The following is a 23,703-nucleotide window of genomic DNA, read 5'->3' on the forward strand; positions in this document are numbered from 1 at the left end:
CCTGCGCCCCGCCCGACAGAAAAAGCTGCTGCAAATCTACCGGCAACGCCTTGACACAAGCCGCCTCATATAAGCCCGGGGACGACGGGCTGCGGAAGCCGCTACGCCTTCGGCGGCGGCACCGGCTTCGGCGGCCGCTCCGGCAGGATGCCCTTCGGCCGCAGGATCAGGACCGCCTGCAGGAACAGGCCGATCAGCAGGGTCCGCAGCGCCGACGCCTGGGTGACCATGTCGCCGGGCAGCTGCTGCACCGCTGACTCCGTCAGGGTCCAGATCGCCCAGACCACGGCGGCGCCCAGGATCGCGCCGCGATTGTTGCCGCTGCCGCCGACGATCAGCATCACCCAGACCAGGAAGGTGGCGAACAGCGGGTCGAACGCCTCCGGGCTGATGAAGCCGACGAAATGGGCGTAGGTGGCGCCGCCCAGGCCCATGATCGCGGAGCCGAAGACGAAGGCCTGCAGGCGGAAGGCGGTGGAATTCTTGCCCATCGCCTGGGCGGCGGGCTCGCGCTCGCGGATCGCCCGCAGCACCCGGCCCCAGGGCGAGCGGTAGGCGCGCTCGCTGGCCAGGTAGACCAGGCCCACCAGCAGCAGCACCAGCAGCAGGAACAGGAATTCGCCGCCGCCGGGCCAGAGGTCGGTCAGCGGCCGCGGGATCCGCGGAAGGCCGCGCACGCCGTTGGTCAGCTCGGTGGCGTTCTTCAGCACCAGGCGCACGATTTCCGCGATGCCGATCGAGGCGATCGCCAGATAGTCGGAGCGCAGCTTCAGCGTGATCAGGCCGATCACCAGTGCCAGCAGGCCGGAGGTCACCATCGCCGCGAGCAGGCCGACCGGGAAAGGCAGGTCGAAACCGCCCAGATGCAGGTCCGTCGGCGCGGTGGTGACGATCGCGGTGGTATAGGCGCCGACGGCAAAGAAGGCGGCGATGCCCAGGTTGAGCATGCCGGTATAGCCCCACTGGCTGTTCAGCCCGAGGGCCAGCAGGCCGTAGATGCCGACGAAGGTGAGGAAGAAGACCAGGTAGGAGAGCAGGCCGGCGAACTCCATCGGTCCCTCCTACAGGCTGCGGCCGGCGAACAGGCCGGTCGGTCGGACGATCAGCATCAGCACCATGATCCCGAAGGCGACCGCCGGCTTGTAGGCCGGGTTCACCAGCGGCTCGTAGTCCGGCGGGATCGGCAGGGTGGACAGCTCCTGCGCGATGCCGATCACCAGCCCGCCGGCGATCGCACCATAGGGCTTGCCGATGCCGCCCAGGATGGTGGCGGCGAAGATCGGCAGCAGGATGAACCAGCCCATGTCGGGATGCAGGCGGGTATCCAGGCCGAGGAACACGCCGGCGGCACCGGCCAGTCCGGCGCCAATCACCCAGGTCCAGATGATCACCCGGCCGGTGTCGATGCCGGTCAGCCGCGCCAGGTCCGGATTGTCGGCCATGGCGCGCATCGCCTTGCCCATGCGGGTGTAGCGCAGGAAGACATGGACCGCGCTGACCAGGATCACCGCGCCGACCAGGATGCGGATCTGGTCCGGCTTGATCCTTAAGCCGGGCGGGCCGACCACGTCAGTGCCGAAGCGGACCGCCATCTGGATACCGCTCTCATAGACCTGGTTGTCCGGGCCCCAGACGATCTGCACCAGGCTGCGGATGATCAGCGCCACGCCGAAGGAGGAGATCAGCAGGATCAGGCCGCGGCTGCGGCGCAGGCGGGAATAGAACGCCCAGTCCACCACCAGGGCCACCGCGATCGATCCCAGGATCGCAGCGGGAAAGGCGAGCCACAGCGGCAGCGCCAGGATCGTATAGACGGTGAAGGCGATATAGGCGCCGGAGGTCATCAGGTCGCCATGGGAGAAGTTGGCGAAGCCCAGGATGCCGAAGGTCAGTGAGACGCCGATCGCGCCCAGCGCGATGATGCTGCCCAGCACGATGCCGTAGATCAGCAGCTGCAGGATGTCGATCAGCATCCGCGCGCTCCCGCCACGTGGGGCCTGGTCCGGATGCGGTCAGCCGCCAAGGAACATCTCCGCCACCTCGCTGTTCGCCAGCAGCGCCTGACCGGAATCCTCGTACCGGTTCCGGCCCATCGCCAGGACATAGCCGCGATCGGCCATCGCCAGGGCCTGCTTCGCGTTCTGCTCGACCATAAGGATCCCGACGCCGGTGGCATGCACCGTGCGCACGATGTCGAAGATCTGGTCCATGAATTTCGGGCTCAGTCCCGCCGTGGGCTCGTCCAGCAGCAGCAGGGCCGGCTCCAGCATCAGTGCCCGGCCCATCGCCACCATCTGCCGCTGGCCGCCGGACAGGGTGCCGGCCGGCTGCCGGCGCTTCGCCTTCAGCGGCGGGAACAGCTCGTAGATCCGCGCCTTCTGTTCGCGGATCCCGTCGCTGCGCAGGAAGGCCCCCATGTCCAGGTTCTCGTCCACCGACAGGCTGGGGAAGATGTTGTCGGTCTGCGGCACATAGCTGATGCCGCGGCGCACCACCCGGTCGGGCTTCAGGCCGGTGATATCCTCGCCGTGGAAGCGGATATGTCCCTGCCGGATCGTCACCAGGCCGAACACCGCCTTCATCGCGGTGGACTTGCCGGCGCCGTTGGGGCCGACGATGGCGACCACCTCGCCATCCTCCACCCGCATGGTGACCTCGTGCAGGATGTCGGCCTCGCCATAGCCGCCGGTGATGGCGTCGACTTCCAGCAGCGCCATCTCAGGCCGCCCCGCCGGCCGAGAGACGGCTGCCGGCCGAGGACCCCGCCGTCTCGGCACTGCCGCCCAGATAGGCCTCCAGCACCCGCGGGTCCCGCCGGATATCTTCCATCCGGCCATGGGTCAGGACCGTGCCCTCTGCCAGCACATAGACCGGGTCGCAGAGCCGCGCGATCAGGTCCATGTCATGCTCGATGATGCAGAAGGTGTAGCCGCGCTCCCGGTTCAGGCGCTGCACCATCTCCGCCAGTTCGCCCATCAGGGTCGGATTGACCCCGGCGCCAGGTTCGTCGAGCAGCACCAGGCGTGCTTCCGTCATCATCGTGCGGCCCAGTTCCAGCAGCTTTTTCTGCCCGCCGGACAGGTTGCCGGCGCGTTCGTCGCGCAGCCGGGTCAGCTGCAGGAAGTCCAGCACCGACTCGGCCCGGGCGCGGTTCTCCTCTTCCTCCGCGCGGACGCGCCCCCACTGGACCCAGGAGGCGAGCAGCCGTTCCCCGGTCTGCGCCTGCGGCACCAGCATCAGGTTTTCGATCACCGTCATCTCGGCGAACTCGTGGGGGATCTGGAAGGTGCGGACGATCCCCATTCGGAACAGGGCGTGCGGCGGCAGGCCGGCAATATCCCTGTCCTCGAACAGGATCTGTCCCGATGTCGGACGCAGCGCGCCGGCAATCATGTTGAAGAGGGTCGTCTTGCCGGCGCCGTTGGGGCCGATTAGCCCGGTGATCGTGCCGCGGCCGATATCCAGGCTGCAGTCATGGACAGCCTGCAGGCCGCCGAAGGATTTCGCGAGGTTTCGGATGGCGATCAATCTGCGCACGCCCCCATGGCGGTCCGATCCTCCCAGATCTGTCCGATGGTCCTGCAGCCGGTCCGCGAAACCGTCGCGACGGCGCAATTGTGGCGGGGTATGCGGGAAAAGGCCAGATCGGGCGCGGCTGGCATGGCCGGATGCGGCGGCAGGGAGGGGCAGGGGCTGGCCGGGCGGGAAGGGGACGAATGTCCTGCCGCCGTGACGGGCCCGATGGGCGGCCGTGCCGCCGGAAGGACGGGTGCGGAGGGACGGGTCAGCCCGGCTGAGGCATGCCCGTGCCCTGCCGCGGACCCCTTTACTTGGCGGCGCTGGCGGCCGGCCGCTTGCGGCCGCGCTTGCCCAGGCCGATCTTCTTGGCGAACTTCGACCGCTGTGCCGCGTAGTTCGGCGCGACCATCGGATAGTCGGGCGGCAGGCCCCACTTGGTCCGATATTCCTCCGGGCTCATGCCGTAGGTCGTCCGCAAGTAACGCTTCAGCATCTTCAGCTTCTTGCCGTCTTCCAGACAGATGATGTGGTCCGGCTGTATGGACTTTTTCACCGGCACGGCCGGCTTCTGCTGCTGAGCGGGGCTTTCCTCAGGATTGCCCACCGTCTCCAGCGCCGAATGGACGGCGCGGATCAAGTCAGGAATCCCGCTCGAAGCAATGGAGTTGTTGCCCACATAGGCCGACACGATCTTGGATGTCAGGTCCAGCAGCTTCCCATCGGGACCGTGTTCGGAATCGTTCTCCGCCATGTTGAATCTTTATCCCACCTTACCGTTCGACCGAGTTCGACAGCGCCGCAGCCCTTACCACCGTCACAATTCTGATCAGTTTCTGGAATTACGGACGATGGATAGTTTCGCAGGTTGCTTCTGTCAATTAATCGTTAAGCGCATTTGACGGCAAACCCCCGAAAATTCCAGCTTAAACCTATCTAGTCGGTTGTTGCGTCGACATTGCGGGGGATTTTAATCGCAATCCAGGCAAATTTTATCCTGCACCCGAACCGCGACTCGTCTTGTCACGGACCGCATGCTAGGACCCCCACGACTGGATCGGATCGTTTCCCCGGGATGCGGTTGTTTCGTTTCGACACCGCTGCCTTGAAGGATGCAAAGAATATGCCCGTAAATAGCTCGGGTCCGCAGACCATAGTCGTGGCAAGTGATCATGCCGGCCTGCCATTGAAGGAGGTATTGAAAGCGGACCTCAAAGCCTCAGGATACAAGGTGGATGACCTCGGCACCCATGACGAAACCTCGGTGGACTATCCCGATTTCGGCATGGCTGCGGCGCGTGCCGTCGCTGCCGGCAAGGCCGATGCCGGCGTGATCGTCTGCGGCTCCGGCATCGGCATCTCGATCGCGGCCAACCGGATCGCCGGGGCGCGGGCGGCGGTGCTGCACGACAGCTTGACCGCCCGGCTGGCGCGGGAACATAACGACGCCAACATCGCCGCCTTCGGCGCCCGTCTGATGGGGGTGGAGACCGCGCGCGAGGCGCTGAAGACGTTTCTCGCCACGCCGTTCGACGGCGGCGAACGCCATCAGCGGCGGGTCACCAAGCTCGACACGGGCATGTCGGCCGGGGCGGCCGACTGACAGGCTGCCCGGATCCCGGCCGGGATCGAAAGCGGCAGCAGCACGACTGAGACGAAAGGTTTGACGACATGAGCAACGCGGCAGGACTTGCGGCGTCGGCGGAAGGCTTTTTCCGCGACGATCTGGCGGCCGTCGATCCCGAACTCTGGCAGGGCATCGAGAGCGAGCTTCGGCGCCAGCAGGACCAGATCGAGCTGATCGCATCCGAGAACATCGTCAGCCGCGCGGTCCTTCAGGCGCAGGGCTCTGTCCTGACCAACAAGTATGCCGAAGGCTATCCGGGCCGGCGCTACTATGGCGGTTGCGAATATGTCGATGTGGCGGAGCAGCTGGCCATCGACCGCGCGAAGAAGCTGTTCGGCTGCGCCTTCGCCAATGTGCAGCCGCATTCCGGCGCGCAGGCGAACCAGGGCGTGTTCCTGGCGCTGCTGAAGCCCGGCGACACGATCCTGGGCATGTCGCTGGACGCCGGCGGCCACCTGACCCACGGCGCGGCGCCGAACCAGTCCGGCAAGTGGTTCAATGCGAAACAGTACGGTGTGCGCGAGGCGGACGGCCGGATCGACATGGACCAGGTCGCCGCCCTGGCGCGGGAGCATCGTCCGAAGCTGATCATCGCCGGCGGCTCCGCCTATTCCCGGGTGATCGACTTTGCCGGCTTCCGGGAGATCGCCGATTCCGTCGATGCCCTGCTGATGGTCGACATGGCGCATTATGCGGGCCTGGTTGCGGCGGGCGTCTATCCCAGCCCGTTCCCGCATGCCCATGTGGCCACGACGACCACCCACAAGACGCTGCGCGGTCCGCGCGGCGGCATGATCCTCAGCGACGACCCGGAGCTGGGGAAGAAGATCAACTCCGCGATCTTCCCCGGCCTGCAGGGCGGCCCGCTGATGCATGTGATCGCCGCCAAGGCGGTCGCCTTCGGCGAGGCGCTGCGGCCGGAATTCAAGACCTACGCACAGGCCGTGGTGGACAATGCCAGGGCCCTGGCCGGCGTGCTGGAGCAGCGGGGACTGAAGATCGTCTCCAACGGCACGGACAGCCATATGCTGCTGGTCGACCTGCGGCCAAAGAGCCTGACCGGCAAGCAGGCGGAGGCGGCGCTGGAGCGTGCGGGCTTCACCTGCAACAAGAACGGCATCCCTGGCGATCCCGAGAAGCCGACGGTGACCTCGGGCGTCCGCCTGGGCACGCCGGCCGGCACCACCCGGGGATTCGGGGTGGCCGAGTTCCGCCGGGTCGGGGAACTGATCTCCGATGTGCTGGACGCCGTTTCCCAGGCGCCGGACGGGGCCGAAGGGGTGGAGAAGCGGGTGCGGGGCGAGGTGCTGGAGCTGTGCCGGCGCTTCCCCGTCTATCCCGACTGAGCACCAGGCAAGGGACCCGCCGGCATGGCACATGCCGGCGGGACTGTGCCTGTTAGGCCATAGATCCTGTATATCTTGCCGAGCCGGCCACAATCGCTTGCTGTGGCACGGTGGACCGGTATGATTCCCGGCATTGCAATTCACGTGCGGCGTCGGCGCGCCCGCCCTGCGGGCCGCCCGCGCCGCTGTCCGTTTGACCGCGTGCGAGGGAGAGGGGCTCTATGCGGTGTCCGTTCTGCGGCCATGACGATACGCAGGTAAAGGACTCCCGGCCGACGGAGGACAATACCGCCATCAGGCGGCGCCGCTACTGCCCGAACTGCGGCGCGCGGTTCACGACCTTCGAACGGGTGCAGCTGCGGGAACTGACCGTCATCAAGAAGAACGGCCAGCGCACGCCGTTCGACCGCGACAAGCTCGCCCGCTCGATGGAGATCGCGGTGCGCAAGCGGCCGGTCGATCCGGAGCGGCTGGAAAAGGCGATCAATTCCATCGTGCGCCGGCTGGAAAGCATGGGCGAGCAGGAGGTCACCTCCGACAGCATCGGCGAACTGGTGATGGAGAGCCTCGCGGCGATCGATCAGGTCGCCTATGTGCGCTTCGCTTCCGTCTACAAAAACTTCAGGGAAGCCAAGGACTTCGAGGCTTTTCTTGGCACCCTCAGTGAAGACGCGCCGCCCGAACGGTAGGGAGGGCGGATGACCGGCGGGCCCGGCGGCGGCAGCCTGGCGGGGCCGGATGTGTCGGCGCTACCGCCCGCGACGCTGCCGGCGGCCGTACGGCTGGAGCATGAGCGCTGGATGCGGGTCGCGATCGGCCTCGCGCGGCGCGGTGCGGGCCGCACCTGGCCCAATCCAAATGTCGGCTGCCTGCTGCTGCGCGACGGGCAGGTCGTCGGGCGCGGCTGGACCCGGCCGGGCGGCCGCCCGCATGCCGAGGCGGTGGCCCTGGCCGAGGCGGGCGAACGCGCGCGCGGCGCGACTGCCTATGTCACCCTGGAACCCTGTGCCCATCACGGCCAGACCCCACCCTGTGCCGAGGCGCTGGTGGCGGCCGGCATCGCGGCCTGCGTGATCGCGGTCGACGACCCGGACCCGCGGGTCGATGGCCGCGGCAAGGCGATCCTGCGTGCAGCCGGAATCGCGCTGGTCGACGGCATCTGCGCAGACGAGGCGGCCTGGACGGTGCGCGGCTTCCTGCAGCGCATCCGCAGCCTCCGGCCCTGGGTCACGGTCAAGCTGGCGACCAGCCTGGACGGCCGCATCACCGCCGCCGACGGCCGCAGCCAGTGGATCACAGACCTGCCGGCGCGGAACCATGGCCATCTGCTGCGGGCACAGCACGATGCGATTCTGGTCGGCACCGGGACCCTGCGTGCCGACGATCCGCAGCTGACCTGCCGGTTGCCGGGGCTGGGCGGCCGCTCGCCGGTGCGGGTGGTTATGGCCTCCGGCGCCGGCCTGCCGATGGACAGCCGGCTGCTGGCCGGGCCAGGGGACGGGGATGCGCCGCCGGTCTGGCTGGCCCACGGCGATGCATTGCCGTCCCACATGGCGGCAGAGCTGCAGCGCCGCGGGCTGCTGCTGCTGCATTGCGCCGGCGAAGCGCCCGGCGACCCGCGGCCGGCGCCGCAGGCGGTGCTGCAGGCGCTGGCGGCGCGCGGCATCACCAGCCTGCTGCTGGAGGGCGGGGCCGGACTTGCCACTGCTTTCCTGCAGGCCGGGCTGGCGGACATGTTCGCCTGGTATCGCGCCGGCCGGGTCCTGGGCGCCGGCGGCCTGCCCGCCCTGGGCGCGCTGCCCGCGGTCGATCTGGCCACCGCCGCCGACTGGCGGCTGCAGGATCGACAGGCGCTTGGCGTCGATGTCCTGGAAACCTATGTCAGGGCGGGCTAAGAGATGCGGTCATGTTCACAGGAATCATCACGGATGTCGGTAGCGTGCGCAGCATCGAGCGGCGGGGGGATATCCGCGTCGTCATCGCCACTGCCTACGACACCGACTCGATCGATATCGGCGCCTCCATCGCCTGCAGCGGGCCCTGCCTGACCGTCGTCGACAAGGGCGGGGACTGGTTCGCCGTCGACGTCTCGGCGGAGACCATGGCCTGCACCGCGCTGGACGCCTGGCAGCCCGGCGCCCGGGTCAATCTGGAACGCTCCCTGCGGGTGGGCGAGGAACTGGGCGGCCATATCGTCACCGGCCATGTCGACGGCGTGGGCGAGATCGTCGCCATGCAGCCGGAAGGGGATTCGCTGCGGCTCGCCATCCGCATTCCCGCGACGATTGCGCCGTTTGTCGCGCCGAAGGGTGCGATCGCGATGGACGGCATCTCGCTGACCGTCAACGAGGTCGAGCCGGATACCGGGGAGGGGCCGCGGTTCGGGGTCAATATCATTCCGCATACCCAGGCGAAGACCACCCTTGGGGCGGCGGCGCCGGGGATGCGGGTGAACCTGGAGATCGACATCCTCGCCCGCTATATCTCGCGGCTGGCGGGGCCGCATCTGCGCGCCGCAGGGGCGGCCCCCCCATCACTGGAACGGCCATGACGGAAACGGCCATGACGGACACGGCGGAACGGACAGTGGTGGATCGGGACGAACTGGCAAGCATCCCCGAGGTTCTGGACGAAGTCCGGGCCGGCCGGATGGTCGTACTGGTGGACGACGAGGATCGCGAGAACGAGGGCGACCTGGTGATCCCGGCGGAGAAGTGCAGCCCCGAGGTCATCAACTTCATGGCCAAGCATGGCCGCGGCCTGATCTGCCTGGCGATGACCGGCGAACGGATCGAGCAGCTCGGCCTGCCGCTGATGTCGAAGGACAATGCCTCCCGCCACCAGACCGCCTTCACCGTTTCGATCGAGGCACGGGAGGGGGTCACGACCGGCATCTCGGCCGCCGACCGGGCGCATACGATCTCTGTCGCCATCAACCACAACCGCGGCGCCCAGGACATCGCCTCTCCCGGCCATGTCTTCCCGCTGATGGCGCGCGACGGCGGCACCCTGGTGCGGGCCGGCCATACCGAGGCGGCGGTGGACATCGCCCGCCTGGCCGGCATGAACCCGTCGGGCGTGATCTGCGAGATCATGAACGACGACGGCACGATGGCGCGCCTGCCGGACCTGCTGAAATTCGCGCGGGAGCATGGGCTGAAGGTGGCGACCATCGCCGACCTGATCGCCTACCGGCGACGCACCGAGAAGCTGATCAGCAACATTGCGGAATGCGATTTCCATTCCCGCTGGGGCGGCGACTTCCGGCTGATGGTCTATGCCAACCGGGTGGAATATGCGGAGCATATCGCGCTGGTGAAGGGCGAGATCCGCGGCGACCGGCCGGTCCTGGTGCGGATGCATGCGACCAATGTCCTGGGGGACATCCTGGGTGCGGAGGGGCACCGGACCGGCGTGCTGGCCGGCGCGATGCGCATGATCGGCGAGGCCGGCGCCGGCGTCATCGTGATCATCCGCGAGCCGCGGGCGACGGCAATGTCGGAGTTCGTGCGGCGCCAGCAGGACGATACCCCGCATGCGCCGGAACAGCTGCGCGACTATGGCATCGGTGCCCAGATCCTGCTGGACCTTGGCGTCCGGTCGATGATCCTGCTGTCGAACACGCCGCGCCAGATCGTCGGTCTGGAAGGCTATGGCATGGAGGTGGTGGAGACACGACCCGTGCCGGCCGCATACCGGGTCTGACCGCAGACCGCGTATGTGCAGGCCCGCAGGAGCGGGCCCGGCCGGGACGCCGTCTCCGTCCCGCAATCGGCCCCGGCGCCTGGCGCCCGGGCCGCAACGGTTTTCCTGAAGGGGGACACATCAGGCCATGACGCAGGATGCACCGCATCTTCTGATCGTCGAGGCGCGCTTCTACGACGACCTCTCCGATTTCCTGGCGCAAGGGGCGATCGCCGCGATCGAAGGCATCGGAGGCAGCTTCGACCGGGTGAGCGTGCCCGGCGCGCTGGAGATCCCGACCGCCATCGCCAATGCAGTGATGGCGCCGTCCGAAAATCACCGCGCCAGGCGCTATGACGGTTATGTGGCGCTGGGCTGCGTGATCCGCGGCGAGACCTACCATTTCGAGATCGTCGCCAGCGAGAGCGCGCGGGCCCTGCAGCAGATCGGTATCACCAGCGGCGCGGCGATCGGCAACGGCATCCTGACGGTCGAGAATTACGAGCAGGCGCTGGTCCGTGCCCGCCCCGACGAGAAGGACAAAGGCGGCGACGCGGCGCGTGCCGCCCTGGCGCTGATCGACTGGCGCCGGCAATTGGGCATGCCGGCGTGAGCCGCGCACCGGGTCTTGCGGCCGCGGGCCAGAGTGGCGGCGGCAGGGGCGGCGCCGGCAAGGGAGCCGGCAAGGGCAGGGGCGGCGGCCCGCTGCCGCGACGCCCGGGCGCGCGGACCTTTGCGCGCCTGGCGGCGGTGCAGGCGCTGTACCAGATCGAGCAGAACAGCGACCGGCCCGCGAACGTGATCGCGGAGTTCGAGCGGCACCGGCTGGCACCGCCGCATGGCGATGCGGCGGCAGCTGCCAGCGAGGCCGCAGCCGATGCGGGAACGACACAGCCGGCCCGGCCGATGCTCGACGACGACGAGCCGGGGGAGGCGCCGGCTGACGAACTGCCTGCCCTGGAAGCCGACCGCTCCTGGTTCCGCGACATCGTCGCCGGTGCCTGCGACCGCCGGGAAGAGATCGACGGGCTGATCAACCGGGCGCTGGAGGGACGGCGCGAGGTGGCCAGGATGGAGGTCACCCTGCGGGCGATCCTGCGGGCCGGTGTCTATGAGTTGCTGGCGCGGATCGATACGCCGACCGCCGTCGTGATCACCGAGTATGTCGCGCTGTCCTACGACTTCTTCAGCAAGACGGAGGCGGACCTGGTCCACGCTATCCTGGACAGGATCGGCCGAGAGGTGCGCCACGGCGCCTGACGGTCCGGAACCCCGCCCGTGAATGAATTCGACCGAATCGCCACCTATCTGGCGCCCCTGACCCGCGGCACCGATGCCGCGCTGGGCCTGACCGACGATGCCGCCCTGTGGCAGCCGCCGCCGGGACGCGCCGTCGTCCTGACCACCGATACGATGGTGTCCGGCTGCCACTATCTCGATGCCGACGGCGCGGAGGCGGTGGCCGCCAAGCTGCTGCGGGTCAACCTCTCCGACCTCGCGGCGATGGGCGCGACCCCGTTCGGCTTCCTGCTGAACACCGCGCTCGGCCCGCATGAGGACGAGGCCTGGCTGGCCGCCTTCGCGGAAGGACTGGGCGCCGATATCGACCGCTACGGGATGCCGCTGCTGGGCGGCGACAGCGTTGCGACCCCGGGCCCGGCGGTCCTGACGGTCACCGCCATCGGCACGGTGCAGGCCGGCCGGGCCCTGCGGCGCAATGGCGCGGCGGCGGGCGACGACATCTATGTTTCCGGCACTGTCGGCGATGCCGGCCTGGGCCTTGCCGTCAAGCTGGGCGGCCTGACCGGCCTGCCGGAGCGGCTGTCCGCCCCGCTGCTGCAGCGGCTGCACCGGCCGGAACCGCGCCTGGCGCTGGGCCGGGGACTGGCCGAAGGCGCTGACGCTGTTCTCGCCAGCGCCTGCATCGACCTGTCGGACGGCCTGCTGCAGGATCTCGGCCATGTCGCCCGACAATCCGGTCTTTCGATCCGCCTGTCGGCGCCCGCCCTGCCGCTGTCCGAACCGGCGGCGGAAATCGTGGCCGACATGCCCGAACGGTTGCCCGAGCTGATGGCGGCCGGCGACGACTATGAACTGGCCTTTACCGCGCCGTCAGGACGACGGCAGGAGATCGCGTCGCTGTCCAGGGCGCTCGACCTGCCGCTGACACGGATCGGCGAGGCGGTGGCTGGCCCGGCCGGGGAGGTCGTCGTACTGGACGCCACCGGGGCGGCGGTAGAGATTGTCGGGGCCGGCTACCAGCACTTCAGCTGAGCCGGCCGTTCCGAAAGAGGGAGAGAGGCCATGCCGCAGGAATCGACGCACCGCCGGGCCGGGATCTTGTCGCGGCGGGCATGGGGGCTTCTTCCGGCGGCGCTGGTCACCGCGGTCGCGATTCTGGCCTGGAACCCGTCCGGTCCCGCGCATGCCGCCGGCGGCAATGGCGGGGAGAAGGCCGAGGAGGCGGCGCCCCAGGCCGGCGACACCCTGCCGCTGGAGCCGTTCTATGCGCCGATGGTCCCGCCCGACCGCGGCGGGCGACCGCAGGCGGCGATCACGATGGCGCTGGTGATCGGCCCGGACGGCAGTCCCACCAAGCTGCGGGCCCTGATGCCGCGTTTCCGCGACGCCGTGATCCGCGACTTCTTCGCCTATCCGATCACCCAGACGGGCGAGTTCCCGGCCGACATGCTGCCGTCCGTGACCAAACGGGTGATGAGTATCGCCAACAAGGTCTATGGCAAGGACGTGGTGTCCGGCGTGATGTTCACGCAGATCCTGAAGATCGGCTGCTGACATGGTGACGTCCACGGAGGGTGCGGCCGCGGCGCCGGCGCCGAGCGTCTGGCGCAATGTGCCCATCCTGTCGCTGGGCCAGGCGCTGTTCGTCTCCGGCATGTCGATCCAGATCTCCGTCGGCGGGCTGGTCGGCTACGGCCTGGCGGAGGACAAGGGCACCGCGACCCTGCCGGTGGCGGCGACCGTGGTGGGCACCGCCCTGTTCACCGTTCCGGCGGCCTTCTACATGCGGCGGTTCGGGCGGCGGGCCGGGTTCATCCTCGGCGGTGTCTTCGGGACATTCTCGGCCCTGCTCAGCGCCTATGCCGTGAACGAGGGGATGTTCTGGCTGTTCGTCTTCTCCTCGCTGCTGTTCGGCGCCTTCAACGCCACCGCCCAGTACTATCGATTCGCCGCCGTCGACGGTGCGCCGGAGCGGGTGCGCGCGCGGGCGATCTCCTTCGTGATGGCCGGCGGCGTGATCGCCGCCTTTGCCGGGCCGGAGATTGCCAAGCATACCCGCGACCTGTTCGAGCCGGTGCTGTACCTGGGCGCCTATCTGGCGGTGGCGGTGATCAGCGTGCTGGCCTGCCTGCTGCTCGCCTTCCTGCGGATTCCGCCGATGACCGCCGCGCAGCGGGCGGAGACCGGGCGCCCGCTGACCCAGATCATGGCGCAGCCCGTCTTCATCGCGGCGGTCGTCAGCGCGGTCGTCGGCTATGCCACGATGAGCTTCCTGATGACCGCGACGCCGCTGGCGATGCAGGTCTGCGGCTTCGCCTTCGACCCGACGGCGACGGTGATCCAGTTCCACGTGCTGGCGATGTTCCTGCCCAGTTTCGTGACCGGCAGCCTGATCGACAGGTTCGGCGTGCGCACGATCATCATTACCGGCGGCATCCTGAACCTGGCCGGCATCCTCTGCGGCTGGTCGGGCATCACCTGGTGGAACTTCTGGGCCAACCTGGTCCTGCTCGGCATCGGCTGGAACTTCATGTTCATCGGCGGCACCACCCTGCTGACCCGCACCTATACGGTGGCGGAGCGGGCGAAGAGCCAGGCGGCGAACGACTTCCTGGTGTTCGGCGGCATGGCGATCGCCTCGCTGTCGTCGGGCAAGGTGCTGCACGAGTTCGGCTGGGAGACGGTGGTGCTGGTCGCGATCCCCGCGGTGGTGGCGGCGATCGTCGTGGTGGCGCTGTTCGGCGGCCGGCGGCCGATGCTGGTCGAATAGGTCCCGCCGGGCCGGCCGCGATCGCGTTGGCTTGCCTCCTCCGGGGGCGGGAAACCGCCAACTTGTTGCGTGGCCATGACAAGTCTGGCATAAACCGGCGCGCTTTCGGCAGGTGCCGGGGCTTGGCGGCAGATTGCCCGGCGACCGGTTCCGGCCCGGCTCGACCCGAGAACGGAACGGCCTGTATTCGGTACGGCCCGTTTCCGGGGGTGCGAGGTTCCGCTTCCCTTGCTTTCCGGACCGCCGCGCGGCGGGCGCGCCGCGCGCGGGCCGCAGCGCAGGGGTCCGCTTCCGCTATCGACGGTCGCCCGAACGGGACGTCGTCGGGAAGCGGCGATACGTCCGAGAGTTGAAGTTCTGGGGAACGCCAGGCGGCGCGCCGGCCTGGTCAAAGAGAAAATGACGAAGGGGTGCCACAGATGATCGTGGTCTGGTTCGCCATCGCATGCGCCGTCCTGGCCGTGCTGTATGGCCTTGTGACGACGCGGGCAGTGATGTCCGCCGATGCCGGCAACGAGCGGATGCGCCAGATCGCCGCCGCCGTGCAGGAGGGCGCCAGCGCCTACCTGAACCGCCAGTATTCCACCATCGGTATCGTCGGCATCGTGATTGCCGTGATCATCGGCATCCTGCTCGGCTGGCATGTCGGCGTCGGCTTCGTGATCGGCGCGGTGCTGTCGGGTGCGACCGGCTATATCGGCATGCACATCTCCGTCCGGGCGAATGTCCGCACGGCGGAAGGCGCGCGGAAGGGACTGGCCCACGGCCTGAGCATCGCGTTCCGCGCCGGCGCGGTCACCGGCATGCTGGTGGCCGGCCTGGCCCTGCTGGCGGTCGCCGGCTACTTCCTGATCCTGCTGGGCATAGGCGTCGAGGGCCGCGGCATGATCGACGCGCTGGTGGCGCTCGGCTTCGGCGCCTCCTTGATCTCGATCTTCGCCCGTCTGGGCGGCGGCATCTTCACCAAGGGTGCGGATGTCGGCGCCGACCTGGTCGGCAAGGTCGAGGCCGGGATCCCCGAGGACGATCCGCGCAACCCGGCGGTGATCGCCGACAATGTGGGCGACAATGTCGGCGACTGCGCCGGCATGGCCGCCGACCTGTTCGAGACCTATGCGGTGACCATCGTCGCCACCATGGTGCTGGGCTCCATCTTCTTCTCCGCCGCCGGCGAGCCCGGCCAGGTGCTGCAGATCATGGGCTATCCGCTGGCCATCGGCGGCGCCTGCATCATCGCCTCGATCATCGGCACCTTCTTCGTCCGCCTGGGCAGCAGCCAGAACATCATGGGCGCGCTGTACAAGGGCTTCGTCGCTTCGGCGGTGCTGTCGCTGATCGGCATCTTCATCGTCACGCAGCTGACCGTCGGCCTCGGCCAGATCGCCGGCCAGGCCTATACCGGCCTGGACCTGTTCTGGTGCGCCCTGGCGGGTATCGTGCTGACCGGCCTGATCGTCTGGGTCACCGAATACTATACCGGCACCGAGTACCGGCCGGTCAGATCGGTGGCGCAGTCTTCGACCACCGGCCACGGCACCAACGTGATCCAGGGCCTGGCGATCTCGATGGAAGCCACGGCGATCCCGGCGCTGCTGATCTGCGTCGCCATCGTCGTCACCTACCTGATCGCGGGCCTGTTCGGCCTGGCCATCGCGGTGACCAGCATGCTGGCGCTGGCCGGCATGGTGGTGGCGCTGGATGCCTATGGCCCGGTGACCGACAATGCCGGCGGCATTGCCGAGATGGCGGAGCTCGACTCCGACGTCCGCAAGACCACCGACGCGCTGGACGCGGTCGGCAACACCACCAAGGCGGTGACCAAGGGCTATGCCATCGGGTCCGCCGGCCTGGGCGCCCTGGTGCTGTTCGCGGCCTATAACCAGGATCTCAAGTACTTCATCGCCAATCCCGACACCTACACCTATTTCCAGGGCGTGGAGCTCGACTTCGGCCTGGACAATCCGTACGTGGTGGTCGGCCTGTTCCTGGGCGGCCTGCTGCCGTTCCTGTTCGGCGCGATGGGCATGACCGCCGTCGGCCGGGCCGCAGGCGCGGTGGTGGAAGAGGTACGCCGCCAGTTCCGCGAGATCCCGGGCATCATGGAAGGCAAGGCGAAGCCGGAATACGGCCGCTGCGTGGACCTGCTGACCAAGGCGGCGATCAAGGAGATGATCATCCCCTCCTTGCTGCCGGTGCTGGCGCCGATCGTGCTCTACGTCGTCATCCTTGTGATCGCCGGCCGTTCCGAAGCGTTCTCGGCGGTGGGCGCGATGCTGCTGGGCGTGATCGTGACCGGCCTGTTCGTGGCGATCTCGATGACCGCCGGCGGCGGTGCCTGGGACAATGCCAAGAAGTACATCGAGGACGGCCATCACGGCGGCAAGGGCTCTGAGGCCCACAAGGCCGCGGTGACCGGCGATACCGTCGGCGACCCGTACAAGGATACGGCGGGCCCGGCGGTGAACCCGATGATCAAGATCACCAACATCGTGGCGCTGCTGCTGCTTGCGGTGATGGCCCACAGCTGACCGGCCGGATCTCCCGCCGCGTCAGGGTCCTCCGGATCCCGGCGGGGCGGACGGCAATCGCGGGGCGGCCGGCAACGGCCGCCCCGCTTTATTTTCCGGCCCGCTTTCTATTCCGAACGGGGCCGGCCGGGCTGCCGTCAGGGCAGCTGGGAGAGGATCAGGCCATAGCCCAGGATCTCGCAGCCCTGTGCCGCGGTGCCCAGCGCGTCGCCGGTCTGGCCGCCGATGGCGCGCCGGACCAGCAGCCCGGTGACCGCCGCGGCCGCCAGGGCGGCCAGCAGCGGCAGGACGGGCAGTGCACCGGGCAGCAGCAGCGCCGGCAGCAGGCAGGCCACAAGGCCCGCTGCCAGCGCCGGCAGGCCCGGCCGGCCGGCGGCGGCGCTCTGGCCGTCCGGATTGGCCGGGGGCAGGGCATGGGCCAGCAGGGCGCTGGACCAGCGCGCGGCAGCGGCGAGGGCCAGGATCGCCGGGATCGCCAGCGCCGGCGGCAGCGCGGCGAGTGCCGCAATGCGCCAGAGGGTCGCCAGCACCAGCGCGAGGGCGCCGTAGCTGCCCAGCCGGCTGTCGCGCATGATCCGCAGCCGGTTCTCGCGATCGCGGCCGCCGCCGATGCCGTCGGCGAAATCCGCCAGCCCGTCCTCGTGCAGGGCGCCGGTCGCCAGCACCATCGCCGCGACGGCCAGGAGCGCCGCCAGGATAGGCGGCAGGCCGAGGATGCCTGCCAGCCAGTAGGCGAGGGCGCCGGCCGTCCCGGCCAGCAGGCCGGCAACCGGCCAGGCCCAGGCGCCGCGCCGGGCGCGGCCGGGTGGCGGCATCTCGCCCGCCGGCACCGGGAATCGCGTGAACTGCAGCAGGGCGATGCGCAGGTCCAGCCAGGCCGCCGCCGCCGCCTGCCGCAGCCATTGCCCATTCGTCATCGGGACATCCTCCCCAGAAGAAAGGTCCAGCCATGAGCCAAAGCCCGCTGCCCGTCGCGCCCGCAAGCCTGCAGGAGGTCGCCGCGATCCTGGAAGGAGGGCTGCCTGCGGCGGCGGAAGGGCAGGTGGCGCGGGTTGCCGCCCACCAGGCACAGCTGACCAAGCCGCCCGGCTCGCTCGGCCGGCTGGAGGAGATCTGCGCCTGGCTGGCCGCCTGGCAGGGCGAGACGGGCCCGCGGGCCGATGCACCGCAGGTGCTGGTCTTTGCCGGCAATCACGGTGTCGCCGCGCAGGGCGTTTCCGCCTTTCCGGCGGCGGTGACCGTCGCGATGGTGGAGAATTTCCGCGCCGGCGGTGCCGCCGTGAACCAGCTGGCCGGCCTGGCCGGTGCCGGATTCGCGGTTCAGGCGCTGGACCTGGAGCGGCCGACGGCGGATTTCACCGCCGGCCCGGCGATGTCGGAGGCGGAGTGCGTGGCCGCCTTCGCCGCGGGCTGGAATGCGGTGGGCGAGACCGATCTGCTGTGCCTCGGCGAGATGGGGATCGCGAACACCACGGTCGCCGCCGCCCTCTGCGCCGCCCTGTTCGGCGGCAACGGCCGGCAGTGGGTGGGCCCTGGTACCGGGGTCGATGCCGCAGGGCTGGAACGCAAGGCACAGGCGGTGGATCGCGGCCTTGCCGCCAATCCGGCCGCGAAAGGCGCGCCGCTGGAAGCGCTGCGATGCCTCGGCGGGCGGGAGATCGCTGCGATGAGCGGCGCCATCCTCTGCGCCCGGATGCGCCGCATACCGGTCATCCTGGACGGCTTCGTCTGTTCCGCCGCGGCGGCGGTGCTGCAACGCCAGCAGCCGGATGCCCTGGCGCATTGCCTGGCCGGGCATGTCTCCGCGGAGCCGGGGCACCGCCGGCTGCTGGATGGGCTCGCCCTGGCGCCTCTGCTGGACATCGGCATGCGGCTGGGAGAGGCGTCCGGCGCCGCCGTCGCATTGCTGCTGGTGCGCGCCGCCCTGGCCTGCCATCACGGCATGGCCACCTTTGCCAGCGCCGCGGTGCCCGGGCAGGACGGCGCATAGGGTCGCATGGGGGCCGGCCCGTGCTACGGCTGACGGCCGGGGCTCAGTTGCTGCTGGGGGAAACGTCGTTGAACCGGCCGAGATTGCCGAACAGCTGCTGAAGCAGGCTGAGTTCCTTGCCGCGGGTCGGCGTCTCGCGCTCGACCATGGCGATCTCCTGGCCATCCTCCAGTTCGAAACGTTCGACCTCCTTCACCCGCAGGCTTTCGTCGAAGTTCACCGCCAGGATCCGGCGGCGGACCGCTTCCGGCGCGAAGATGCCATAGGCCTCGAACTCGCTGGAGATGTAGTACCAGGTGTCTTCCGGCCGGCGGAACGTGGCGGTGACCGAGGGCGATCCCAGGATCTGCTCGACCTCGGCCTGGGTCTGGCGGCCGGGCTGGATGCGGTCCGCTTCCTCGTCAGTAAACACCGCGCCATGGGTGGAAAAGCGCGGCGTGCAGGCGGCGGCCAGCAGCAGGAGCAGCATCGCTGCCGCAGGCAGGCGCCATTGGCCGCCCGGCTGTTGACCCGCCTGACTGCCGCGATGACGCAGCAGCGGGGAAAGGATTTGACTGATGGCCATTTGGCGCCTAGCTCACCTTTTCTGCGAGGCAATGGTTCGAATGGGCGCGCAACATGCTCGGCGTTCTGTCCGGTTTCAAGCGGCGTGCGGCACTGGAGGAGGCCAGCTTCGGCCTCTACCGCAGTGCCATCGAGCAGGCGCGCCTGCCGCAGTTCTACCGCGACTTCGCGGTGGATGACAGCGTGGACGGCCGTTTCGACCTGCTTACCCTTCACGTCTACCTGATCCTGCGCCGCCTGCGGCGCGAGGAGCCCGCCGGCCGCGAGCTGTCGCAGCGCCTGTTCGACCTGATGTTCGCGGACATGGACAACAACCTGCGGATCATGGGGGTCAGCGATCTGCGGGTCGGCAAGCGGGTGAAGGCGATGGCGCAGGCGTTCTACGGCCGTGTGGCGGCCTATGACGCCGGCCTCGACGGGGCCGACCTCGACGGCGGTGGCAACGGCGCGGCAGCCGGCGACGGGCTGGAGGAGGCGGTGCGCCGCAACCTCTATCGCGGCTCGGATTCGGCGCCGGCCGCGCGGATGACCGTCTATGTCCGCCGCTGCGACCGCGAGCTGGCGACCCAGGACTGGTCCGATCTGGGCCGCGGGCAGGTCGCCTTTCCGCCGCCCATGGAAGGGGCGGAAGGGTCTTCGGAACCGGCTGCAGAGACGGATTGACGCGGGCTGTCGCTGCGCCTATTTTCCGGCACCTTGGCGGCGTACCCCCATGGGGACGGTGGCCATAGCGCATACCCTCTTCGGAGTCGGAGTTGCCATCCCGGTCCGGCCGCGGCGGGTCCCTTGCCATCCGCTGGCGCGAGCGTGTATCGGGCGCAGTTGGACTGCCGTGTGCCGGAGCATTGGTGATCCGGTGCCGGCCGATGGACCCAGCGGCGGGCGGAGCCGGGACTGGAGGGACAGCCGATGAAACGCGGTCACGATGGCAGCCTGCCCGCTGGGCAAGGTGGGCCGGTCGAGTTTTCGCGTCCGGTGGATCTGGATGACCTGCCGGAGGATGGACTTGCAGTCGACCTGCGCGCGGACGAGGCGGAATGCGCGGCGGTCGCACGGCGGCTCGGGCTGCGGCGGGTCGCCGGGCTTCGTCTGGGCGGGCGGCTGCAGCGGGACTATGCGATCGATGGCTTCCGCCTGGCAGGGGAACTGACGGCGGCGGTCACGCAGACCTGCGTGGTGTCGCTGGAGCCGGTCGAGGCGGAGATCCGGGTGCCGGTGCAACGGGCATTCGTCATCGCGCCGCCGGGAGAGGCGGTCGCGGAAGATGGCGAGATCGACCCCGGCGCCGAGGATCCGCCGGATGCGGTGCCGGAGGGGGTCGCGGAACTGGGCGAGCTCGCAACGGAGGAACTTGCGCTGGCGCTGGATCCCTATCCGCGGAAGCCCGGGGCGACCTGGCCGGACGCGGGTTCGGCCGGGGCCGGCGCTGCAGGCCCCGACGAGGGGCCGGGCGAGGGGGAGCAGGGGCAGGAAAGCCCCTTCGCGGTGCTGCGGCACCTGAAACACTAGGTCCCGGCCGGGGCCGACCTACGGGGCCATGGCGCCGGGCCTCGACGGGATGCAGGCGCGACAGACATGGGCGCGGTGGCACAGCTGGGCTAGACTTGGCTGTGACCGCGCCGCATCGGGGATACCCGGGATGCCCGCGTATGGGCCGCCCGGCAGACGTAGGAAAGAGAGAGAATCATGGCTGTACCGAAGTCCAAAATCTCGCGGTCCCGCCGCGGCATGCGTCGGTCGCACCTCGCCCTGGAGCAGGTGAACGTCACCGAATGCTCCAATTGCGGCGAGATGAAGCGTCCGCACCACATGTGCCTCGCCTGCGGCCATTATGACGGCCGCGAAGTGGTCGAGATCGAAGCGATCGTCTGACGCGCGTGGATGTCGTGAGGCAGGCGTACGCGTTGCCGCACGGAGCCTTCCCGCAAAGGATGTTCGGCCTGGCTACGTCCAGCCCGGGAACGTCCTGCGGCTTGGGGGCGTCCGGCTCGGGAGCATCCGGCTGGGGGGCGCGCGACAGAGCCGCGCCGGTATCTGCGCGGCGTGGCCTGAAGCCATGCCCGGGCCGGGGCTGAGCAGGGCGTGCCGATGAGTCGGCCCTGGACCATCGCGCTCGACGCCATGGGGGGCGATCTCGGGCCGCGCTCGGTCATCGTCGGCGCTGCCGATGTCAGCTATCGGTACCCGGACGCCCGCTTCCTGATCTTCGGCGACGAGGCGAAGCTTGCCCCGCTGATGCGGAAGGTGGGCCGCCTGAAGGACAGGGCGGAGATCCGCCATACGACCGGCCTGGTCGGGCCGAAGGACAAGCCGAGCCATGTCCTGCGCCGCGGCAGCGACACCAGCATGGGCCGTGCGATCCATGCCGTCGTGTCGGGAGAGGCGGACGGCGTCGTTTCCAACGGCAACACCGGCGCGCTGATGGCGCTGTCGATGTACCTGCTGAAGACCCTGCCCGGGGTCGACCGGCCCGCTATCGCATCGCTGATGCCCACCTCGCGCGGCGAGGTGATCATGCTCGACCTGGGCGCGAACGTGGAGTGCGATGCGCGGAACCTGACCCAGTTCGCGATGATGGGTGCCCATTTCGCCCATGCCGTGCTGGGCCGGCAGAAGCCGCTGGTCGGCCTGCTCAATGTCGGCGTCGAAGAGACCAAGGGGCGGGACGCGATCCGGCAGGCGGCTGATATTCTGAGGCAAAACAAAGACTTGCCTCTGGAGTTTCACGGTTTCGTCGAGGGCGGCGATATCAATCAGGGTGTCGTCGATGTCGTCGTGACCGACGGCTTCACGGGCAATGTCGCGCTGAAGACCATGGAAGGCACGGCGCGGATGATCGGCGGCTATCTGCGGGCCGTTTTCCGCCGCTCGCTGCTGACAAAGCTCAGCTATCTGATCGCGCAGGGGGCGATCGATGCGCTGCGCCAGCGGCTGGATCCGCGTTACTACAATGGCGGGGTCTTCCTCGGCCTGAACGGGATCGTCGTGAAGAGCCATGGCGGTGCGGATTCCGTCGCCTTCGCCTCCGCCCTGGAACTGGCGATCGACATGGTGGCCGACGACCTGCCGGCCCGCACCGCGCGCGACGTGGGGCGGTTCTTCGGGTCTGGCGACGGAAATCGGGGCGATGCCGAGGCATCGACCCAGGGAACCCAGGCCCAGGGAACCCAGGCCCAGGGAACCCAGGCCCAGGGAACCCAGGCCCAGGGATCGCAGGCCCAGGGAACGTCCACGCAGGATGCCGCCGGCGGGGGCGCCGCGCCCGCTGCAGCCGCCAAATCGGGCGAGCCGGGCGCCGCGGCGTCGGGAGAGACCGGATCGGCGAATGCCGGCTCAACGAACGTCGGGGCGGGCGAGTCCGGCGACGGCGCAGGCGAAGTCGAGCACAGGATTGCAGGTCAGGCCGTATGAGACGCTCTATCATTACCGGTTGCGGCGCCTACCTGCCGGAGCGGACCATGTCGAACGACGAGCTGGCCCGCATGGTCGACACCAGCGACGAATGGATCACCGCGCGCACCGGCATCAAGGAGCGCCGCATCGCCGGCCCGGACGAGACCACGTCCACCCTCGGCCTGAAGGCTGCGGAACGGGCTCTGGCCCATGCCGGGGCCAAGGTGGCCGATGTCGACCTGATCGTGCTTGCGACCGCGACCCCGGATCAGACCTTCCCGGCCACGGCCTGCAGAGTGCAGTCCGAACTGGGCCTGACCTCCGGCGCGGCCTTCGACATCCAGGCGGTCTGCACCGGCTTCATCTACGCGCTGGCCACCGCCGACAACTTCATCAAGGCCGGGCAGGCCGATACCGCGCTGGTGATCGGCGCGGAGACTTTCTCCCGCATCCTGGACTGGGAGGACCGTGGCACCTGCGTGCTGTTCGGCGATGGTGCCGGCGCGATCGTCCTGCAGGCCGGCAAGGGCCGCGGCGGGGCCGAGGATCGCGGCGTGCTCAGCACCCATCTCCACTCCGACGGACGCTACGAGAAGCTGCTCTATGTCGATGGCGGGCCGTCATCGACCCAGACTGTGGGCAAGCTGCGGATGTCCGGAAAGGAGGTGTTCCGGCATGCGGTGGTCAACCTCTCCGATGCGGTGTCGGAGGCCCTGGCCGCGACCGGCCTGACGCCGGAGGATATCGACTGGGTGGTGCCGCATCAGGCGAACCGCCGGATCATCGATGCGACCGCGCGCAAGCTGAACATCGACCCCGACCGGGTCGTGCTGACAGTCGACCGGCACGGCAATACCTCGGCCGCATCGGTGCCGCTGGCGCTGAACGAGGCGGTCAGCGACGGCCGCATCCAGCCGGGCCATCTGGTCCTCATGGAGGCCATGGGCGGCGGCTTCACCTGGGGCAGCGCGCTGGCGCGCTGGTAGCGGCCGGAGGCGTCTCCGCGGCCGGTTGCCGGCCGCGACAGCCCCAACATGCCCTGC

25 protein-coding genes are annotated in these 23,703 nt (G+C 69.2%); 18 read left to right on the top strand and 7 right to left on the bottom strand.

Features of this window, described 5'->3' with window-relative positions:
• Positions 1-101: 101 nt before the first annotated feature.
• The 5 genes from ACFOGJ_RS01015 to ACFOGJ_RS01035 form a co-directional block, all read right to left on the bottom strand.
• Positions 102-1,052 carry a branched-chain amino acid ABC transporter permease gene (locus ACFOGJ_RS01015; protein ID WP_379897525.1) on the bottom strand — a complete coding sequence of 317 codons (951 nt, stop codon included), beginning with the start codon at positions 1,050-1,052 and terminating at the stop codon, positions 102-104.
• A gap of 9 nt (positions 1,053-1,061) precedes the next feature.
• Entirely contained in the window at positions 1,062-1,973 is a 912-nt protein-coding gene (locus ACFOGJ_RS01020) for a branched-chain amino acid ABC transporter permease (protein WP_379897526.1), read from the bottom strand.
• Positions 1,974-2,012: 39 nt separating this feature from the next.
• Complete coding sequence (locus ACFOGJ_RS01025; protein WP_379897527.1) at positions 2,013-2,717, bottom strand: ABC transporter ATP-binding protein; 705 nt, start codon at positions 2,715-2,717, stop codon at positions 2,013-2,015.
• A 1-nt stretch (position 2,718) separates the two neighbouring features.
• Positions 2,719-3,528: an ABC transporter ATP-binding protein gene (locus ACFOGJ_RS01030; protein WP_449288561.1), complete on the bottom strand. Its 810-nt coding sequence runs from the start codon at positions 3,526-3,528 to the stop codon at positions 2,719-2,721.
• 298 nt (positions 3,529-3,826) lie between these two features.
• Positions 3,827-4,270 carry a MucR family transcriptional regulator gene (locus tag ACFOGJ_RS01035; protein ID WP_379897529.1) on the bottom strand — a complete coding sequence of 148 codons (444 nt, stop codon included), beginning with the start codon at positions 4,268-4,270 and terminating at the stop codon, positions 3,827-3,829.
• Positions 4,271-4,591: 321 nt separating this feature from the next.
• On the opposite strand from ACFOGJ_RS01035, the gene rpiB reads away from it, so the two are divergent.
• The 12 genes from rpiB (at position 4,592) to ACFOGJ_RS01095 (ending at position 16,713) form a co-directional block, all read left to right on the top strand.
• Positions 4,592-5,119, top strand: coding sequence for a ribose 5-phosphate isomerase B (rpiB, locus tag ACFOGJ_RS01040; RefSeq protein WP_379897530.1), 528 nt, complete (start codon positions 4,592-4,594; stop codon positions 5,117-5,119).
• 68 nt (positions 5,120-5,187) lie between these two features.
• Entirely contained in the window at positions 5,188-6,489 is a 1,302-nt protein-coding gene (gene glyA, locus ACFOGJ_RS01045) for a serine hydroxymethyltransferase (protein WP_379897531.1), read from the top strand.
• Positions 6,490-6,710: 221 nt separating this feature from the next.
• Positions 6,711-7,178 carry a transcriptional regulator NrdR gene (gene nrdR / locus ACFOGJ_RS01050; RefSeq protein ID WP_379897532.1) on the top strand — a complete coding sequence of 156 codons (468 nt, stop codon included), beginning with the start codon at positions 6,711-6,713 and terminating at the stop codon, positions 7,176-7,178.
• A 9-nt stretch (positions 7,179-7,187) separates the two neighbouring features.
• Positions 7,188-8,384: a bifunctional diaminohydroxyphosphoribosylaminopyrimidine deaminase/5-amino-6-(5-phosphoribosylamino)uracil reductase RibD gene (gene ribD / locus ACFOGJ_RS01055; RefSeq protein WP_379897533.1), complete on the top strand. Its 1,197-nt coding sequence runs from the start codon at positions 7,188-7,190 to the stop codon at positions 8,382-8,384.
• An 11-nt stretch (positions 8,385-8,395) separates the two neighbouring features.
• Positions 8,396-9,040: a riboflavin synthase gene (locus ACFOGJ_RS01060; protein WP_379897534.1), complete on the top strand. Its 645-nt coding sequence runs from the start codon at positions 8,396-8,398 to the stop codon at positions 9,038-9,040.
• Positions 9,041-9,051: 11 nt separating this feature from the next.
• Positions 9,052-10,194 (top strand): 3,4-dihydroxy-2-butanone-4-phosphate synthase, encoded by a 1,143-nt coding sequence (gene ribB, locus ACFOGJ_RS01065; protein WP_379897535.1) that lies wholly within the window; start codon positions 9,052-9,054, stop codon positions 10,192-10,194.
• 127 nt (positions 10,195-10,321) lie between these two features.
• Positions 10,322-10,786 (top strand): 6,7-dimethyl-8-ribityllumazine synthase, encoded by a 465-nt coding sequence (ribH, locus tag ACFOGJ_RS01070; protein ID WP_379897536.1) that lies wholly within the window; start codon positions 10,322-10,324, stop codon positions 10,784-10,786.
• Positions 10,783-11,433 (top strand): transcription antitermination factor NusB, encoded by a 651-nt coding sequence (gene nusB, locus ACFOGJ_RS01075; RefSeq protein ID WP_379897537.1) that lies wholly within the window; start codon positions 10,783-10,785, stop codon positions 11,431-11,433. Before ribH ends, nusB begins: the two co-directional genes overlap by 4 nt.
• An 18-nt stretch (positions 11,434-11,451) precedes the next feature.
• Positions 11,452-12,447 (top strand): thiamine-phosphate kinase, encoded by a 996-nt coding sequence (thiL, locus tag ACFOGJ_RS01080; RefSeq protein ID WP_379897538.1) that lies wholly within the window; start codon positions 11,452-11,454, stop codon positions 12,445-12,447.
• Positions 12,448-12,477: 30 nt separating this feature from the next.
• A complete protein-coding gene (locus tag ACFOGJ_RS01085; RefSeq protein ID WP_379897539.1) occupies positions 12,478-12,969 on the top strand; it encodes a hypothetical protein in 492 nt (163 codons plus the stop codon).
• A gap of 1 nt (position 12,970) precedes the next feature.
• Positions 12,971-14,185, top strand: a complete 1,215-nt coding sequence (locus ACFOGJ_RS01090; RefSeq protein ID WP_379897540.1) for an MFS transporter — start codon at positions 12,971-12,973, stop codon at positions 14,183-14,185.
• Positions 14,186-14,604: 419 nt separating this feature from the next.
• Complete coding sequence (locus ACFOGJ_RS01095; protein WP_379897793.1) at positions 14,605-16,713, top strand: sodium-translocating pyrophosphatase; 2,109 nt, start codon at positions 14,605-14,607, stop codon at positions 16,711-16,713.
• Positions 16,714-16,850: 137 nt separating this feature from the next.
• On the opposite strand, the gene ACFOGJ_RS01100 is transcribed toward ACFOGJ_RS01095, so the two are convergent.
• The gene (locus tag ACFOGJ_RS01100; RefSeq protein ID WP_379897541.1) at positions 16,851-17,630 is read right to left on the bottom strand and encodes an adenosylcobinamide-GDP ribazoletransferase; all 780 of its coding nucleotides are present in this window, start codon (positions 17,628-17,630) and stop codon (positions 16,851-16,853) included.
• A gap of 32 nt (positions 17,631-17,662) precedes the next feature.
• Here ACFOGJ_RS01100 and cobT point away from each other — a divergent pair, with 32 nt between their 5' ends.
• On the top strand, positions 17,663-18,703 hold the full coding sequence (gene cobT / locus ACFOGJ_RS01105) for a nicotinate-nucleotide--dimethylbenzimidazole phosphoribosyltransferase (protein ID WP_379897542.1): 1,041 nt from the start codon (positions 17,663-17,665) through the stop codon (positions 18,701-18,703).
• Between the two features lie 43 nt (positions 18,704-18,746).
• Here cobT and ACFOGJ_RS01110 read toward each other — a convergent pair whose 3' ends face one another.
• A complete protein-coding gene (locus tag ACFOGJ_RS01110) occupies positions 18,747-19,172 on the bottom strand; it encodes an outer membrane protein assembly factor BamE (protein WP_379897543.1) in 426 nt (141 codons plus the stop codon).
• A gap of 149 nt (positions 19,173-19,321) precedes the next feature.
• Here ACFOGJ_RS01110 and ACFOGJ_RS01115 point away from each other — a divergent pair, with 149 nt between their 5' ends.
• The 5 genes from ACFOGJ_RS01115 (at position 19,322) to ACFOGJ_RS01135 (ending at position 23,646) form a co-directional block, all read left to right on the top strand.
• The gene (locus tag ACFOGJ_RS01115; RefSeq protein WP_379897544.1) at positions 19,322-19,930 is read left to right on the top strand and encodes a ubiquinol-cytochrome C chaperone family protein; all 609 of its coding nucleotides are present in this window, start codon (positions 19,322-19,324) and stop codon (positions 19,928-19,930) included.
• A 312-nt stretch (positions 19,931-20,242) separates the two neighbouring features.
• On the top strand, positions 20,243-20,776 hold the full coding sequence (locus ACFOGJ_RS01120; RefSeq protein ID WP_379897545.1) for a YceD family protein: 534 nt from the start codon (positions 20,243-20,245) through the stop codon (positions 20,774-20,776).
• A 177-nt stretch (positions 20,777-20,953) separates the two neighbouring features.
• Positions 20,954-21,139, top strand: coding sequence for a 50S ribosomal protein L32 (rpmF, locus tag ACFOGJ_RS01125; RefSeq protein ID WP_379897547.1), 186 nt, complete (start codon positions 20,954-20,956; stop codon positions 21,137-21,139).
• Between the two features lie 216 nt (positions 21,140-21,355).
• A complete protein-coding gene (gene plsX, locus ACFOGJ_RS01130; RefSeq protein WP_379897548.1) occupies positions 21,356-22,678 on the top strand; it encodes a phosphate acyltransferase PlsX in 1,323 nt (440 codons plus the stop codon).
• Positions 22,675-23,646 (top strand): beta-ketoacyl-ACP synthase III, encoded by a 972-nt coding sequence (locus tag ACFOGJ_RS01135; RefSeq protein ID WP_379897549.1) that lies wholly within the window; start codon positions 22,675-22,677, stop codon positions 23,644-23,646. The genes plsX and ACFOGJ_RS01135 overlap by 4 nt, the downstream gene beginning before the upstream one ends.
• Positions 23,647-23,703 lie beyond the last annotated feature (57 nt).

The organism is Marinibaculum pumilum, assembly GCF_042646425.1.
In the GTDB taxonomy this organism is placed as follows: Bacteria; Pseudomonadota; Alphaproteobacteria; order Ferrovibrionales; family Ferrovibrionaceae; genus Marinibaculum; species Marinibaculum pumilum.

Excerpts from the sequence above, each read along its gene's own strand:
- ACFOGJ_RS01015 (WP_379897525.1), bottom strand. The coding sequence starts at position 1,052 with ATGGAGTTCGCCGGCCTGCTCTCCTACCTGGTCTTCTTCCTCACCTTC.
- ACFOGJ_RS01020 (WP_379897526.1), bottom strand. The coding sequence starts at position 1,973 with ATGCTGATCGACATCCTGCAGCTGCTGATCTACGGCATCGTGCTGGGC.
- ACFOGJ_RS01025 (WP_379897527.1), bottom strand. The coding sequence starts at position 2,717 with ATGGCGCTGCTGGAAGTCGACGCCATCACCGGCGGCTATGGCGAGGCC.
- ACFOGJ_RS01035 (WP_379897529.1), bottom strand. The coding sequence starts at position 4,270 with ATGGCGGAGAACGATTCCGAACACGGTCCCGATGGGAAGCTGCTGGAC.
- rpiB (WP_379897530.1), top strand. The coding sequence starts at position 4,592 with ATGCGGTTGTTTCGTTTCGACACCGCTGCCTTGAAGGATGCAAAGAAT.
- glyA (WP_379897531.1), top strand. The coding sequence starts at position 5,188 with ATGAGCAACGCGGCAGGACTTGCGGCGTCGGCGGAAGGCTTTTTCCGC.
- nrdR (WP_379897532.1), top strand. The coding sequence starts at position 6,711 with ATGCGGTGTCCGTTCTGCGGCCATGACGATACGCAGGTAAAGGACTCC.
- ribD (WP_379897533.1), top strand. The coding sequence starts at position 7,188 with ATGACCGGCGGGCCCGGCGGCGGCAGCCTGGCGGGGCCGGATGTGTCG.
- ACFOGJ_RS01060 (WP_379897534.1), top strand. The coding sequence starts at position 8,396 with ATGTTCACAGGAATCATCACGGATGTCGGTAGCGTGCGCAGCATCGAG.
- ribB (WP_379897535.1), top strand. The coding sequence starts at position 9,052 with ATGACGGACACGGCGGAACGGACAGTGGTGGATCGGGACGAACTGGCA.
- ribH (WP_379897536.1), top strand. The coding sequence starts at position 10,322 with ATGACGCAGGATGCACCGCATCTTCTGATCGTCGAGGCGCGCTTCTAC.
- ACFOGJ_RS01085 (WP_379897539.1), top strand. The coding sequence starts at position 12,478 with ATGCCGCAGGAATCGACGCACCGCCGGGCCGGGATCTTGTCGCGGCGG.
- ACFOGJ_RS01090 (WP_379897540.1), top strand. The coding sequence starts at position 12,971 with ATGGTGACGTCCACGGAGGGTGCGGCCGCGGCGCCGGCGCCGAGCGTC.
- ACFOGJ_RS01095 (WP_379897793.1), top strand. The coding sequence starts at position 14,605 with ATGATCGTGGTCTGGTTCGCCATCGCATGCGCCGTCCTGGCCGTGCTG.
- ACFOGJ_RS01100 (WP_379897541.1), bottom strand. The coding sequence starts at position 17,630 with ATGACGAATGGGCAATGGCTGCGGCAGGCGGCGGCGGCGGCCTGGCTG.
- cobT (WP_379897542.1), top strand. The coding sequence starts at position 17,663 with ATGAGCCAAAGCCCGCTGCCCGTCGCGCCCGCAAGCCTGCAGGAGGTC.
- ACFOGJ_RS01110 (WP_379897543.1), bottom strand. The coding sequence starts at position 19,172 with ATGCTGCTCCTGCTGCTGGCCGCCGCCTGCACGCCGCGCTTTTCCACC.
- ACFOGJ_RS01115 (WP_379897544.1), top strand. The coding sequence starts at position 19,322 with ATGCTCGGCGTTCTGTCCGGTTTCAAGCGGCGTGCGGCACTGGAGGAG.
- rpmF (WP_379897547.1), top strand. The coding sequence starts at position 20,954 with ATGGCTGTACCGAAGTCCAAAATCTCGCGGTCCCGCCGCGGCATGCGT.
- plsX (WP_379897548.1), top strand. The coding sequence starts at position 21,356 with ATGAGTCGGCCCTGGACCATCGCGCTCGACGCCATGGGGGGCGATCTC.
- ACFOGJ_RS01135 (WP_379897549.1), top strand. The coding sequence starts at position 22,675 with ATGAGACGCTCTATCATTACCGGTTGCGGCGCCTACCTGCCGGAGCGG.